The following is a 14,480-nucleotide window of genomic DNA, read 5'->3' on the forward strand; positions in this document are numbered from 1 at the left end:
AGTTGGCGTCCGCCGCCGAAACAACCAGGAAAGAGCGTCCATGCAGCCCTGACGCGACTATTTCCCCGCGAGTATGGCCGCTTGCTTTTCTGCATCATCTGAAAGGTCCTGCTCTAGTCGGGCCGGATGTCACCCCGGCAGAAATCATTGTGCTATTTCGACAATCTCCGAGCGATTGCCGCCGGCCCATGACGAGGTTTACCGATAGGGCGCAATATGCGTGCCAAAGGAAAAGCGGTTTAAATACACGGCAATCCGCCTATGTCGCATCCCCAACATCGTCGCACACCGGACAATGCCGGACGAAATTGTCCCGGGGCGTCAAATTGGTTTGATGGTGACCCAAGGAGTTCTGGCTTTATCTGAGGCGTTCGGCCTTTTTCGAAAGCCGGACTCTTCGCGCGTTTCCGACGGCCCGAAGCGCCTGATCAAAGCTGACGGCATTCCCGGGTCTTGGCCTTGCCACAGCAGCACCTGCTGCATCAATTCCGACGGACGCTGTAGAACACCTGCAACACACGGCCCGCAGCAATTTCTCCGGCGCAACGCTGGGGCGACCGCCTTTGGCACTGCAGGCGTACATGCCGGAAAGGATGCCGTCTAGCCGCACCAGCGCTCCATTGATCATCAGCCGGTGCGGGCACCAGGATGACCGGCTGGAACGAAATCTTCCAACCGCTTCATCGTGAACAGCTGCTCCATGAACACATCGCTCCCGTCAATCGAGCCGTCTCGCCAGGGGGATCAATAGTCTGTCTTTGGCGTAGGTATTTCAGCAGCCTGCTGTTAGCGTGCGGACGACGCCGACATCAACCGGCGGACAAATGCGACGAGGGCAACAAGCGCGCCTGACGCAACGCCGCCAGATCAGCCGAGCCCGTGCAGAAGCAGGCGACGGCCAACTGGCGGATGACGATCTCGAAATGCGCGACAACGGCCCCGGTGGACACTGTCGCCGCGCCCAGCACGCTGGCCGCCTGCCCGGCGATGTCCGCGCCCAGGCGGATGGCCTTGGCCACGTCGACGCCATCGCGGATCCCGCCCGACGCGATCAGCTTCACCGTTGGCAGCGCCCGACGCACCGCCTGCACGCTGGTCAGGGTGGAATCCCCCAATCGGCGAATGACATCGCCACTGCACGGTCGGCGGCATTGCGGGCGCGCTCGCCCTCCACTGCGGCCCAACTGGTGCCGCCGGCGCCGGCGACATCGATTACCGCCACGCCCGCCTCGACGAGCGCACAGGCACCGAGGCGGACAGGCCCGCCCCCACTTCCTTGGCCACCATCGGCACGCCCACGATGCGCGCGGCGCCAGCGATCAGCGCCAGGACGCCGCGCCAGTTCGCGGTCGCCCTCCGGCTGTACCGCTTCCTGCAGCGGATTGAGATGGACGATGAGCCCATCGGCCTCCAGCGCGTCCACCGCGCGACGCGCCAGGTCCAGGCCGTCGGCCTCCCGCAGTTGCGCGGCGCCGATATTGGCCAGCAAGGGAATGTCTGGCGCCAGGCGGCGCAGCGCGCGCGTTAGCCCCTGGGAGTTGCGGGATTGCAGGCTCACACGCTGCGAACCGCACATGGCGATCCCCAAGGCTTGCGCTGCCTCGCTCAAATGCCGGTTGATGGCCTCGGCCCGTGGCATGCCGCCGGCCATAGAGCTGATCAGCAGCGGCGCGCGCATAGCCTTGCCCAGCAGCGAGGCGCGCAGGTCGATCTGCGTCAGGTCCAACTCGGGCAGTGCGCAGTGTTCGAGATGGATGTACTCCCAGCCAGCGGCCACCGTGGCCGGCGCCGTTCGCCGATCCAGCACGATGTCCAGATGTTCGTCCTTCCCCGGCTCAGGGCGGTGTCGCTCATGCTCGCTCCATCCGTAGCAGCGGGCGACGGCGTTGCGTCGGATCGAACCGACGGCAGCGCGCCCAAGCCGCCGCCTCCGGCGCGTCCAGGCCGACGCACGCTGGCCTCCCCCTGCAGCGTCGCTGCGATAGCGGCTGGTCGAAGTCTGGTAGTACTGCGCGCGGATCGCCGCCATCGCCTCGATCAACGGTCCCCACGGCGCGGGAAAGCATTCTTCCGCCATCACCCGGTGCAGCATGCGCGTATGGCCGGCCAACTCGTCGTTGAGGAACTCAACCACAGGCATAGCCGGATAGCGCTGCAGAAGCAGGATCGCCGCGTTATCGCCGGCCGACCTGTCCTTGTCGCGTCCATGCAGATCGTTCTGCAGGCGCCCTATCACTGAGATGAGCCGCAGGACCTGGCGAAACGCTGGACGCGCGCGCAAGGTCGCCATGTCCAGCCCCCACAGCAGCGACAGGCAACAGAACACGGTCCCGTAAGCGATCGAATCGATGCCGTTGTGCAGGTACTCGGCGTAAGACCAGCGTCGCGCCCCTGCCGCCTGCGCGTGTCCGGCGCGCAGCGCCGCGCAGTAGCACCGGGTATAGTCGAGAAGCCGAGCATAGTCGTGACGATCGTAAGCGAGCGCAGCCAGCGAAGCGCGCAGCTGAGCGCAGCCCTCGAATCCGGAGAGCACGCACGGTACGCCGTGCCCCAGCGCCTGCTCCAGGGCGGCGAGCTGCTCCGGCGCGATCAGGCCAACGTCGTTGCAATCGTCTAGCCAGAACAGCAGCGCCAGTTCGCGATAGAACGCCACGATCAGCGTTTCGTCCTGCGGATCGCGGCCGGTGCGGGCGCTGGTGTCGCGCAGGCTCGGGTGAATGCGTTGCAGGATATACTGGCCGCCCCTTACCGCTTCCTCAGCATGCTCATCCGCGAAACCGGTCAGGGCACGCCCCCACTCAAGCACCTGCTGCAGCGCGCGTTCGGTCTGGATCATGGCGCCGCCCCTGCTCCCTCGGCTACGACGCGCCGCCCACAACGAAGCGCCAGCCACAACCCGGCGAGACCGCATCTCCGCGCCATAACGGCGATCGCGAAGTTATCGATCCGATTGCCAGTTGCTGATGCAAGCTCTTGTGAACGGCCGTTAGGACCGGCCCGCAGCCTCGCCGGCAGTATCGAGCAATCCGCTTGCGCCGGCTCGCCATAGCAGGCGAGGACGGCAAGGTCGCCGGCGGCAAACGCACGCGAGCACATTGCAAGCGACATCCGCGAACGCGGCGCCGACTGGTCAGCCTCCGCCTCGGTGCCCGCATATGTCCGCGAGTCGAGCAGCGCCTTCGCCACGAAATGAGCAGAACGCCTTACGAGCATCGACCGCCGGCTGCTGCGCATGCGCGATGATGAGGCATGGTCTCGCAGCGGACCCGTTCCGACAGATGCTGCACCAGGGACGAGGCGACCTTATCCAACAAGGCACCACTTGCGCTGTTTGTGGAGACGAGCGTCGGCTGCATCCATGCGGCTGCTTGAGTGGTGAAGACTCTGAACGACGGTTCCTACGGCGCTGCCGGCGCAATCGGCTGCTTGGGGGACGCGTGACGCAGTCAAAGCTCCCCTTGCCAAGCACGGAGCAGGCGAGTGAGAGAGCAGATGAATAGGCGTGTCGCCAATATTTTTGCATTGCTCTAATCGATTATAGTTGTGAGGAGCAATTTGAGACCATTTACTTGCGGCTCAAGTCACCCATAAAAGAAGGCAAGCACCGATTCGGTAGCTTATCCCCTGTCTTTCGCGTACTCGCGGCCGTGGCGCCGGGTGAACGATTGAAGACCGCCGGTCTCACTCGCAGGTGGGCGCCAGGGCGTGGGGCGGTTGGCAAGCCACAGGAGTAGGACAATGTCGAAGGATTCGGGTAAGGGCGATAATCACGGCGGCGGACCGGGCAAGATCGAGATCACGGTGGTGGTGAACGGCCAGCCCACGCAGGTCGAAGCCAATCCCAACCAGCCGCTTCACGTCATTCGTACCAAAGCCCTTGAGAACACGCAGAATGTCGCCCAACCAGCCGAGAATTGGGAATTCAAGGATGAGGCCGGCAACTTGCTCGATGTCGACAAGAAGCTTGGCGACTTCGGTTTCCCGAATACTGTGACCCTGTTCCTCAGCCTGAAGGCGGGCGTCGCAGGTGCCTAAACACCAAAGTGTGGATCCGGAGGTCTCCCGAGCGAAGTTTGATCGGGAGATCGGCCGGTTCCGGCCATATGCTGATGTCTATCGGGCTCAGGGCTGCTTCTTGATCGAGGCGACCTTTCCGCGCGCTTTCTTCATTTTCGCCAGCCCCAAGTTAAAGCCACGGGTGGTCAGCGCAGCGAGCGAGGTCGACTTCACCGACTACGACTTAAGACCACCGTCCGTGGTCTTCGTCGATCCGTTTACGCGTCATCCGATTGCCCGGAAAGATCTATACCTGAAAATGCTTAGACGTCCGCCGCTGCCCGGAACGCCGCCGGAGATGATAGGAGCTCTCATCCAGCAGAACGCCGTGCCGCTGACGGACTTCATCCAGGCCAACAGTCCCGAGGACGAACCATTCCTGTGCATGGCGGGCGTCCGGGAATACCACGACAATCCAGCCCATTCAGGTGATCCATGGCTGCTTCATCGGGGTTCTGGCGAAGGCTGTTTGGCCTTCATCCTGGACAAGATCATCAAGTACGGAATCGTTCCTATAGAGCAGTTGCAGATTCAACTCCAACCGACAATCGTAGGAATGGTGGTATCCCCTCAGGCGATACAAGAATGACTGGTTTGAGAGATGTAACGATCGTGACTCTCCCGCGCGGCTGCATCTCGACCACGCATGGGCATCTGCGCTCAGTTGGTCGCGAGGGCAATGAGGGGATGGCGCTCTGGGTCGGCGTTCAGCAAGAGCGGCACTTTGCCGTAACAGAGACGGTTATCCCGGCGCAGCGTCACATTCGGACAAACGATGGCGTTTGCGTGATCGTTGCGGCCGAAGAACTGCACCGGCTCAATGTCTGGCTCTACAAAAGCGGCCTGAAACTCTTGGCCCAGATTCACAGCCATCCGGGCCGCGCCTACCATTCGACGACGGACGACGCTTATGCGGTTGCTACCACGGTTGGGTGTCTGTCGCTGGTAGTGCCGAATTTCGCCCGCGAGCCTTTCGATTTTGCTCGGGTCGCCGCCTATCGGCTTGACGAAAAGGCCAAATGGAATGCGCTCCCTCCCGCGGCACTGTCGCGAATGATCATGATATCGAGTTGAACAATGGCATTCGCTAACTTCATCGATCGCGCCGCCACGGCGGCATCTCAGGTCCTGGCCGATTTTCATCTGGGAGACTTCAAAGCAGCTCTTGAAAAGCAGGTCGTGGCAGTCGCCTTCGACCATCAGGCCGCTTCCTGCGCCGAAGGCCAGGCGACACTAGATCTTGCGGTGAGATTGCTCGCTAGGCTCTACCCGGTTCTGGCGATACTCCCGCTGGACAGCGCGGCGAGCTCTCAAGCCCAAGCGCTGGAGCGCTTGGCAAAGTCGATCAATCCAAAAGTCGGCATCCGGCGTTCCGGCAAGTCTGCCACCGTCTGCGTCGTTGCAGGGGTAACGCGCCCATCACTCCGGTGCCCGATCTTTTTCGTGGGATCGGACGGTTGGGCGGCAAAGCTGTCGCGTACGGACCCGGTGGGCTCTGGCCCAAGTCTGCTGCCTTATGGAGCTGGCGCCGCCAGTTGCTTCGGCGCCGCCAACGTCTTTCGAACTATCTTCGCTGCCCAGTTGACCGGCGCCGAGTTGGACGAAACCATCGACCTCTCGCTATGCAGCTACGACAAGACCAAAGCCGGAGAGCCTGGCCCGATCGACTTCCCAGTCGACCTTGGCGAAACCCACCTCGTTGGGCTCGGTGCGATAGGCCATGGCTCGCTTTGGGCGCTAGCGAGACAACCCGATCTCAAAGGTCGTCTGCATGTAATCGATCACGAAGCGATCGAACTCTCAAACCTGCAGCGCTACGCATTGGCTGGCCAGGCGGAGATTGGTATGTCCAAAGCGGTTCTTGCAGCCACCGCCCTTAGATCGACTGCCCTTGAGGTCGAGGCGCACCCTCTGACGTGGGCAGAATATGTTGCGCGCCGGGGCAATTGGGTCTTCGACCAAGTGGGTGTGGCGCTTGACACCGCCGCCGACCGTCTGGCTGTCCAAGGTGCACTGCCGCGATGGATCGCAAACGCTTGGACGCAGGAGCACGATCTCGGTATCTCCCGGCATGGTTTCGATGACGGCCAGGCTTGCCTTTGTTGCATGTACCTGCCATCCGGAAAATCCAAGGACGAGCACCAGCTGATTGCCGAGGAACTCGGAATACCGGAAGCACACGAGCAGGTGAAAACGCTCCTGCAGACCAATGCCGGAGTTCCCAACGACTTTGTAGTTCGCGTGGCTACAGCGATGGCTGTGCCGTTTGAACCGCTAGCCCCGTTTGTCGGCCAGCCCCTGCGCTCCTTTTATCAGCAGGCTATCTGCGGCGGTCTGGTGTTCCAGCTTAGCGAAGGAAGTCGCCGCGTTCGAACTGTGGTTCCGATGGCCTTTCAGTCGGTGCTTGCCGGGATTATGCTTGCCGCGGATTTGGTCAAACATAGTGCGGGGTTTCCCATGAGCCCGACGACGAGCACTCGGGTGAATCTTCTGCGCCCCCTTGGCTCTCACTTGCACGATCCGAAGGCCAAGGACTCCAGCGGCCGCTGCATCTGTAGCGACGACGATTTCATTGCCGCTTACAGGCGCAAATACGGCGAGCGCGTTGATCAGGTAAGCGATGTCTCGGCCGCCTAAACAGACGCGCACCTCTCCGTAGACGCAGGGGGCGCGGCTTGTGGGCGTGACCATGGGCGCCATTATCACACGCTTGGCCCGCTCCTTTGCCGGCCTATCGTCCTCCGCGCATGATCCCTGTTGCCGACGTGATGATCCAGCACCAGCCGCCATGGCACCAGAGGCTGGTCAAACCTCCGTTGTTGGCCGATTTGGACAGTGCTGCATCAGGTCTCGACCGACGTCTCGACAGTCAGGGCTGCTTCGACGGGTGTGAAGATGTCAACATCGACCCCAGGCGCCCGCATCGTCACAATCAGGGCGTACCGAGCCAGAGCGTCGACGCGTTCCAGGTAAGGCTTCTCCTTCCACCAGCCCCCGACCGGGAACACGCCGATCGCATCACGCTCGGCGAGATCGGCGGCGCTGCCCGACCAGAAATCGGCGTGCAACGAGCCGCGATCGCGGAAGGTGCCGAGCAGCCACTCTTCTCCGCCTCCAGCAGGCGCCCCTTCCTCCTCGTCCCGAGCGGCCTGATTGATGCGGGCTCGGAATTCGTCGACTGTCTCGGTCGCTGACTTTACTCTGAACCGAAGACCATGGGACGCGTAACGATGCCGGCGGGTCCATCCGCGTTCACCGGGGTTGGGTTCGATGAAATAGGACAGCGTGACGCGGAGCTCGACCTGGGCAGCGCCGAGCGCCGCGAGCTGCTCCTTCGGCCAAGGCAGGCGATGCAGCTTCATGTCACGCGTTTTGGCAGCCGCGCCGCCCTCGCGCTGGAAAGGCTGAAGCTCATCTTCAACGATAAGCGTGAGGTCGTTCACCGTTGACAGAAGCGCGCGCCCAAGATCTGGCACGCCGTAACCATAGCGCCGCACGAGCGCCTGGATCTCGCCCTTCGCTCCGTTGCACGCATCGATGCGTGCGCGCATCGCCGGAGTCCATTCGGCCGAGTGGACGATCAGGGCGCGAACCGTTTCAGGCCACAGCTCGGGGCGCGCTGATAGAATTAGTCCCGCCATCCGTGCGGCATGGGCCGTTGCCGCGCTCGTATCTCCGAGGGTGGTGAAGTGGCGCAGTTCGGGTCGATAGAAAGTGGTCAATATCTGCAGATCGTCGATCGGCTCGCCAGGCAACACACCGTCATGGGCGAGATTGCCGCCTTCGAAGACGACCTCGGGCTTCACCGGCCACTGCCTGTCCCAAACGACCGAAGTGCGACTGCGCGGCGAGAGCTCGCCGACCGGCGCGATCGGAGCGTAGCCCGCAAAGTCGGTGTCAATGATATCGACCTTTTCTGTGAAAGCGCCGACCGTCAGCGCATTCCAGGCCTGAGAAGGATCATCGACTGCTTCCAGATCGTTGCGCGTCAAATGCTCGGCCGGCATGAGGTCATCGCCGATGTTGCCGGCAGAGAGAACGATCAAGCGTCGCTGCTCCTCTTCGAAACAGAGTTGGTCGATAGCGGCAGACCACGATGTGGGCCTTCCACGCGCCGGACTGGCGCTTGTCACAGCCATTGCGATCGCGCGGCGGCGCTCCGGCGCCTGCACCTCGGCGCGGGCGATCGCTTCCGCGGTGATCGAGCCATAGAGTTCTGGATCGTTTGCCTCGTCTTCTGGCGGAAGGATACGGACACTCTCCAGCCGAAAGGGCAATGGAACTGGATCGCCTCCGACCAGGAGCGGGACCAGATCACCGTACAGGCCGACACCTGCCATTCGCGTCCCGTGGCCGCTCCACGCAGGTGTGTCGTCGCTGCCCCATGCCGGTTTGACGGTGTGCCAGTCTTCAACGGCAAGTGCGGGTTCGATCAACGGGTGGGTGCGACGTACGCCGCTGTCGAGAATGCAGACCGCAATATCGGATTGAGGCGGTCTGACGCGCCCGAGAAGCTCGTCGCTCCAGTCCCTTTGCTCCGCGCCGCCAAGGCCCATGAAGAAGGACGGCGTATCCTTCGCGCGCCGCAGCTCGGCGACGACATCGCTGTGCGCAATCATGCGGTCGAGCATTGCCGTGCTGGCGAGTGCCAGCATGACCACCCGCTCCGGAAACCTGACCGCATGCGTGCGCAAAGTGATGTTCAGGGCTTCGGCAATGTGCTCGAAGTTCTCGCGGCGACCGTCGCGCAGCCAGACTTCCCACCACACCTGCTCGTCAGCGGCCTGGGGGAAGAGGTCGTCGTGGTCGGTAAACAACGATCGTGCAGTCGCCAGCCTGACTGTCTCCATGCGGGAGACGAGCGGCTCGTTGCGCGGTCTGCCGCGGTCAGTGTCAACGTCTCGATACGCCTCGACTTTCCGCAAATAATAGGCTTGCGCGCTTTGCGGCAGGAACACCGACGCTGTGATGGGAGCACCGGGTTGAGTTGGCTCATGGACGGCGACCAGCTCCATGTGCTGGCGACGATCGGCCAACTGGTCGAGGGCCGCCCGTCCGGACATGGGCAGATCGATCTCGAGGTAAAAGCCAGGCGTGCCGACCGACAGCTGGGGGTCACGCGCCGCAATCTGCTGGCGTGCACTTTCGACCGCTTGTTCGATGGATTGCGTCAAGGCCGCAGCATGCGACGCCCGATCACGCGCCGGCAGCGGCGGTGCATGTATAAGTTGGTTGGGCCGCCGATAGGCTTCCCGAATGCCGTTGTTGCGAAGGTGGATATGGGCGCGGTCGCGCGGAAAATCGTCTGCCATTATGATCTGTGCTGTCGCTACTCAGACAGCGAAGCCTGCCGGCGTTCCTTCAGAGCGTCGATGAGCGCTTCCGAGGTGATCCGCTTCCCCCCCCGCAATATGATGGTTTTTGCAGCGTCGTCGGCCGCGCGGGTGATCTCGGCCTGCGACAGTCTCTCTGCCTGAGAGATCGCCTCGTTCCAGGCAAGCCCTCTGGTGTCGAAGCGGTCGAGTCGAGCCCGAAGCAGCGCCTCGATAATCGGCCGATCGGGCACGGCGTATTCGATGACATCGTCGAAACGGCGGAACAAAGCTCTGTCGAGCAGCTCGGGATGATTTGTTGCCGCAATAATCAGGCTGTGGCTGTCGTCTTGCTCGAGAAACTGCAGAAACGAATTCAGCACGCGCCGAATCTCGCCAACATCCTGGCGTTCGCCTCGACGCGCGCCGATGGCATCGAATTCGTCAAAGAAGTAGACGCCCCGCGTCGCCTGCATTGCATCAAAAACAAGCCGCAGCTTTCCGGCAGTCTCTCCCATGAACTTGGTGATCAAACCATCGAGGACGATCATGAAAAGGGGCAGATGAAGCTCCCCGGCCAATGCCGATGCGGTCATCGTCTTGCCTGATCCTGGCGGGCCGACCAGAAGCAGTTTGCGACGGGGAACAAGCCCGTGCTCGCGCAAGCTTGCTTGTTGGCGCTGCTCTCCCAGCACGCGGTGCAGGCGCGAGCGCAGACTGTCCGGCAAAATCATGTCCGTCAGTCGCAGGTCCGGATAGCGCACATGCAGGAGGCCTGCGAGTTCGCCCTTTGGCTGAAAAAGGGGAACCGGCCGACTGCTCTTGGCAATCCGGGCGTCCCTGCTCTTGGCTGCGTCGACCAGATCCTTGAGCTCCTGAGCAAGCTTGCCATGGCCTTGACGTGCCTCATGCGCAGCAAGCTGCATCGCGATAGAGAGGAAACGATCCTCGTCGCCGGCAATGTGGCTTTTAAGCAGCGTCACGATATGGCGGGCCGTGGTCATGGCTCTCTTCTGGGGTATCCGTTTACTTGGCGAAGCGCATGCAACCTAAACGCTTTCAACGGCGATTTGTAACGCGCAATGGTGTTTTTTCTCTTGTCGATGTTCGCCCGTGGCAACTTCAGCGGTGAACTGTTGCGCCGCGGTCATAGGCCAGCCGGAATAACGCCGGCCAGCAGACAACAGTCCGCATCTTCGAGCGCTCGAAGTCTGGCCACTCACGCAGCGTGTCGGGTCCGAACGCTCCAAAGCCGCCCCGCCTGGCAGGTCCATGCGACCGATTGCGGGCGTGCGGCCATAAGGTCTACGCGGGCTCGCATGGCTGCCCGCGCCGCTGGCTAAAAAGCTGTACACCATCTCACGAAACACCAGGTCCGCTCCTTTGCCGGCCGACGGTCCATGAAATCCCCTCCCCACTCACGACACCGGAGACCTCCTTGCCCACATGGCGCTCAAGCACCGGCCGCCATGGCACCAGCGTGAACTCGCGCGACTTTTCAACGACGGCATATTTTCCGCTGGCAAGCTCGACGGAGCGGCGGAGCGTACCCTCTACTCGTCCTCCGAATCGCGCTTCGGCATAGGGCAGGCCAAGTTCCTCCGACAGTTGGCCAGCAACACGGTTCAGTTCTCGCTGGCGCAGGATCGAAAGCATGTTGGCTCGATAGACGATCCCATCCTGTTCTTTATGCGCGAGGCCTTGCGCGATCAGCCACTGCCGCCGGCGAGCTTGCGCCTCTCTCACGTCGCGGCCGAAGCCGGATCCGTGCAAAGGCTCGGGTCTATCGGCAACCAGCTCCCGGTCGAGCCAGGTGGCGCCGTTGAAGCTGACCTGTCGCTCCAGCGCCATTGAGGAGAGCTTGTCGGCAACGACAGGCTCGGCCCTGGCCCGCTGGCCCTCATAATTCGCGACGCGATCGAGATGGTCCGGCGCGATGAGCCAGGTGCCGTTCGGCTCTCGCTCAACGCCGCCGGTCGCGCGGCGGATCGCCTCCAGCCGCCGCACATGCGTTCGCGCAAAGCTCTCGGTGGCGGATGGGTCATGCTTCAGGTGCATATCGACGTCGTAACGGCCGCCATGCGCGGCGGCGATTTCGGCGATGGTACGATCGACCTGCCTCGGCTCGGTGTTCCTTGGCGCGACACGCACGATGCAGCCATTAGGCATCGTTTCCATCGCCTCGCCTCTACCGATGTTGATCCAATGGCTCTTACCGTCGACGGCGTCGACGATCATGTAATGGCGGTCATTGATCTCGTCGGCCAGTCCACGCGCGACAACGCGACCGACGAGAGACTGGACGGGCTCGCCGGATCGATCGTGGATCACCCAGTCGGCGGCCCTGCGGGCAAGCCCCTTGCCGGTCAGTTCGCGGTGCATGGTCTTGATGATGTCGCCGCGTTCGCCGGTGCGGCGCAGCGTGGCTTCGAGCTCATCGTCGAGGCGCCAGGAGCCAGCGCCGACCTCCGCGGCCAGACCCATCCGCTCGAGCTTGCGCAGCCGTCCCTGGTGCAGCGTCTGGCGAATGGCGTCGGGACCGCCCGGCGAGACCAGGCCGTCATCATCACGCATGCTGAGCAGCCGACGGTCGATGCTGGTGAAGCGTTCCTGCTCCATTTCCCGGCGCAGGCGAAGCTCAATCTCGCGGTCGGTTCGCGGACCGAGATCGAGGCTGACCAGCTCGGCCGCCCGCTCGCGGATGCCAGATGAGATATATTCGCGCGCGATGACCAGGTTCTCGCCACGGTCGTCCCTGCCACGGACGATGATGTGGCTGTGCGGGTGGCCGGTGTTGAAATGATCGACCGCGACCCAGTCGAGCTTCGTGCCGAGGTCTTCCTGCATCTGCGCCATGAGCCGCCGCGTCAGCGCCTTGAGGTCGTCGTACTCGATGCCGTCTTCGGCAGCGACGATGAAGCGGAACTGATGGCGGTCGCCGTCCGCGCGATCGATGAACGCCTTGCCGTCGACGCGGCCGCTGTCGGCGCCGTAGAGCTCGCCAGGTTCACCTTCGCGGGTGACCCCGTCGCGCTGAAGATAGCGTAGATGGGCACGCGCCCCGTCCGCGCCCTTGCCGGCGAGCTTGACGACCCGCGCCTTGACGATCACCCGGCGCTGGCGGAAGGCGGCATACCGGTCGCGCGATTTCAGCAGTGCGGCGGCCGCCCCGCCGCGCCCTGTCCGGCTTCCTGTGAAGCGACCACCGCGTTGCGGCCGGCCGCCAGCCCGGTTGATCGCCGCACGAACCTGGCCGGCATAGCGTTTGCCGGCCTTCGAGCCGCGCGACCCGATTTTGCCGAGCTTCGGCCTGAACTCGTCATCCTTAATGCGAGCCTCCCAGACATATCAAGCAAAATCAGACACTTACACGTCAAACCCTCTTGGCACCGGCGGCAGCCTCCCGGAAAAACGATGTGCAGACAAAGATTTAACCGCCTCCTGGAGGCGGTACCTTTATCTTGCCTTCCGCGCCCAGCCCCGCCAGACGCGCCCCCGTCCGCCATGGCTAACGCACCGGCTCCTTCGGCTGCGCGCCGTCCTTGCCGAGCGGCACGAAGAGATCGCCGTTTCGCACGCCTGAGTGAACACCGTCATGAATGAAGAACAGCGACCGTCCGAGAGGAGCGATTTGCGCCTTTGGAGCGACAGATTGGCTTTCGAACGCCTCGATGTCGGCCGCCGAAACTCCGGCCGCCTTGAGTTGGTCGAGGTACTCGACGGTCTCTTCTGGCAGCGGTTTGCCACGCTTCAAATGCTCGTCGTAGCGCTCGGGACCGGCATTGTAGGCGCCAAACAGGCCAGGAAATCCGAAGCGGTCATACATGGCACTGAGATAGGCCGTGCCGGCCAGGATATTGTCGCGCGGATCGTGGGGGTTAGGCCCAAGGCCGTGTTCGACCCGCATCTCTTCATAGGTGCCGGGCATCACCTGCATGAGGCCCATGGCGCCAGCGGGGGAGGTGATGGGGCGGCCGCCGCGCATTGTCTTGCCGCCGCTTTCGGCAGCCATGACGGCATAGATCCAGGCTTGGGGAATATGGAAGCGCCGGCTTGCTTCCGATACCAACGTCTGCCACTTTCGCAGCTGCGGACTTTGGGAGATGGCGACCGGCTCAGCGCCGGTCGAGGCGGAACAGGCGCATGGCGCAATGGCGATCATGCCCAACAAGAGGAGGGTCACTCGGTCCATAGTGGTACGAGCCTCCCGATGACATTTTGAGTGGGAACAGGCCCGAAATAGCGGCTGTCGAAGGAGCGGTTTTTGTCGCTGCCGAGCAGGAAAACCTCGTTATCCCCGAGCGCTCGGCAGCCGTTCCACCATGGCAAAGGTCGGCCTTCGGCGTCGATTTTGAGCCGGCGCGCGACGATGTCGCCGCCGATGATGATGGCGTCATTGAAGGCGCAGACATTATCGTCCGGCAGCGCTGCAAGACGTTTTGCCAGCGGCACATTGCGAGGCAGATAGCTGCGCTCGGCGGCGAGATACGCCGCGTATTCAGGCGGGCGCACGAGCACGAGATCGCCACGCGCCAGCGCTCCCGCAGCGATGCGGTAAAGGCCGATCGGCGCGCTGGCCGAGGCGTTCCAGACCAGCCAAGGGGCGGGCTTTCCCAGCGCCGTGAAGCCCAAAAGACCGAGACCGGCCGCGGCCAAGGCGACCGTCTTACGGGCTCGAACACGCCTCAGGCGGCTGCCGATCAGATGGATGGAAGGGCGCCGCCTCATGAACGGCCTCCCGTGCCGCCCTGGCCGGAACCGGCCTTGCCATCGCCGGCGATGGAGTGCTGCGGGTGTCCTTTCGACCAATGGTCGAGTTCGTCGATGTGATAGCGGACATAGCGGCCGTGCTTGCGGAATTTCGGGCCGCCGCCCTTGAGCCGCATCTTTTCGAGCGTGCGCTGGGAGAGCCCGATATAGAAGGCGGCTTGGGCTGTGCTGAGAAACGGGCTGCCCTTTTTCGCGCGGGCCGCGCGTTCGTTTTCGTCGTCCATGATGATCCTCGTTTCGCTTCGGACAAGCGAGGGCGAGGATGGGCGAGGGAGATCGTCTCGGGGACGGGCGAAGAGTCGGGGGAGAGTTTTCGCCGCCCTTTAGGGCGGACGGGGTTTG

Annotated in this window: 10 protein-coding genes and 3 pseudogenes; 4 read left to right on the top strand and 9 right to left on the bottom strand. The window is 63.0% G+C overall.

What is annotated here, in order from left to right:
• Positions 1-491: 491 nt before the first annotated feature.
• The 3 pseudogenes from P9272_RS31750 to P9272_RS31760 all read right to left on the bottom strand — a co-directional run.
• Positions 492-723, bottom strand: a pseudogene (locus tag P9272_RS31750) (IS5/IS1182 family transposase); the annotation flags it as partial.
• A gap of 86 nt (positions 724-809) precedes the next feature.
• A pseudogene (gene fni, locus P9272_RS31755) lies at positions 810-1,854 on the bottom strand (type 2 isopentenyl-diphosphate Delta-isomerase).
• A gap of 88 nt (positions 1,855-1,942) precedes the next feature.
• A pseudogene (locus P9272_RS31760) lies at positions 1,943-2,836 on the bottom strand (hypothetical protein); the annotation flags it as partial.
• Positions 2,837-3,738: 902 nt separating this feature from the next.
• Here P9272_RS31760 and P9272_RS31765 point away from each other — a divergent pair.
• The 4 genes from P9272_RS31765 (at position 3,739) to P9272_RS31780 (ending at position 6,693) form a co-directional block, all read left to right on the top strand.
• On the top strand, positions 3,739-4,035 hold the full coding sequence (locus P9272_RS31765; protein ID WP_024505654.1) for a DUF2604 domain-containing protein: 297 nt from the start codon (positions 3,739-3,741) through the stop codon (positions 4,033-4,035).
• Positions 4,028-4,645, top strand: coding sequence for a putative metal-binding protein (locus P9272_RS31770; protein ID WP_024505653.1), 618 nt, complete (start codon positions 4,028-4,030; stop codon positions 4,643-4,645). Before P9272_RS31765 ends, P9272_RS31770 begins: the two co-directional genes overlap by 8 nt.
• A gap of 98 nt (positions 4,646-4,743) precedes the next feature.
• A complete protein-coding gene (locus P9272_RS31775) occupies positions 4,744-5,130 on the top strand; it encodes a Mov34/MPN/PAD-1 family protein (RefSeq protein WP_236383243.1) in 387 nt (128 codons plus the stop codon).
• Positions 5,131-5,133: 3 nt separating this feature from the next.
• Positions 5,134-6,693: an E2 ligase fold family C protein gene (locus P9272_RS31780; protein WP_024505651.1), complete on the top strand. Its 1,560-nt coding sequence runs from the start codon at positions 5,134-5,136 to the stop codon at positions 6,691-6,693.
• Between the two features lie 206 nt (positions 6,694-6,899).
• Here the strand turns inward: P9272_RS31780 and P9272_RS31785 are convergent, their stop codons facing one another.
• The 6 genes from P9272_RS31785 to P9272_RS31810 form a co-directional block, all read right to left on the bottom strand.
• Positions 6,900-9,368 (bottom strand): S8 family peptidase, encoded by a 2,469-nt coding sequence (locus tag P9272_RS31785; protein WP_063169237.1) that lies wholly within the window; start codon positions 9,366-9,368, stop codon positions 6,900-6,902.
• 17 nt (positions 9,369-9,385) lie between these two features.
• On the bottom strand, positions 9,386-10,372 hold the full coding sequence (locus tag P9272_RS31790) for an ATP-binding protein (RefSeq protein ID WP_024505649.1): 987 nt from the start codon (positions 10,370-10,372) through the stop codon (positions 9,386-9,388).
• A gap of 355 nt (positions 10,373-10,727) precedes the next feature.
• Entirely contained in the window at positions 10,728-12,698 is a 1,971-nt protein-coding gene (rlxS, locus tag P9272_RS31795) for a relaxase/mobilization nuclease RlxS (RefSeq protein ID WP_063169238.1), read from the bottom strand.
• 178 nt (positions 12,699-12,876) lie between these two features.
• A complete protein-coding gene (locus P9272_RS31800) occupies positions 12,877-13,560 on the bottom strand; it encodes a lytic transglycosylase domain-containing protein (protein ID WP_024505647.1) in 684 nt (227 codons plus the stop codon).
• A complete protein-coding gene (locus P9272_RS31805) occupies positions 13,548-14,096 on the bottom strand; it encodes a S26 family signal peptidase (protein ID WP_024505646.1) in 549 nt (182 codons plus the stop codon). Before P9272_RS31805 ends, P9272_RS31800 begins: the two co-directional genes overlap by 13 nt.
• A complete protein-coding gene (locus P9272_RS31810) occupies positions 14,093-14,362 on the bottom strand; it encodes a helix-turn-helix domain-containing protein (RefSeq protein WP_024505645.1) in 270 nt (89 codons plus the stop codon). The genes P9272_RS31805 and P9272_RS31810 overlap by 4 nt, the downstream gene beginning before the upstream one ends.
• Positions 14,363-14,480: the final 118 nt, after the last annotated feature.

The organism is Mesorhizobium sp. WSM4976 (genome assembly GCF_029625685.1).
In the GTDB taxonomy this organism is placed as follows: Bacteria; Pseudomonadota; Alphaproteobacteria; order Rhizobiales; family Rhizobiaceae; genus Mesorhizobium.

Coding starts and splice junctions, on each gene's coding strand:
- P9272_RS31810 (WP_024505645.1), bottom strand. CDS start 14,362: ATGGACGACGAAAACGAACGCGCGGCCCGCGCGAAAAAGGGCAGCCCG.
- P9272_RS31800 (WP_024505647.1), bottom strand. CDS start 13,560: ATGGACCGAGTGACCCTCCTCTTGTTGGGCATGATCGCCATTGCGCCA.
- P9272_RS31765 (WP_024505654.1), top strand. CDS start 3,739: ATGTCGAAGGATTCGGGTAAGGGCGATAATCACGGCGGCGGACCGGGC.
- P9272_RS31780 (WP_024505651.1), top strand. CDS start 5,134: ATGGCATTCGCTAACTTCATCGATCGCGCCGCCACGGCGGCATCTCAG.
- P9272_RS31775 (WP_236383243.1), top strand. CDS start 4,744: ATGGCGCTCTGGGTCGGCGTTCAGCAAGAGCGGCACTTTGCCGTAACA.
- P9272_RS31785 (WP_063169237.1), bottom strand. CDS start 9,368: ATGGCAGACGATTTTCCGCGCGACCGCGCCCATATCCACCTTCGCAAC.
- P9272_RS31805 (WP_024505646.1), bottom strand. CDS start 14,096: ATGAGGCGGCGCCCTTCCATCCATCTGATCGGCAGCCGCCTGAGGCGT.
- P9272_RS31790 (WP_024505649.1), bottom strand. CDS start 10,372: ATGACCACGGCCCGCCATATCGTGACGCTGCTTAAAAGCCACATTGCC.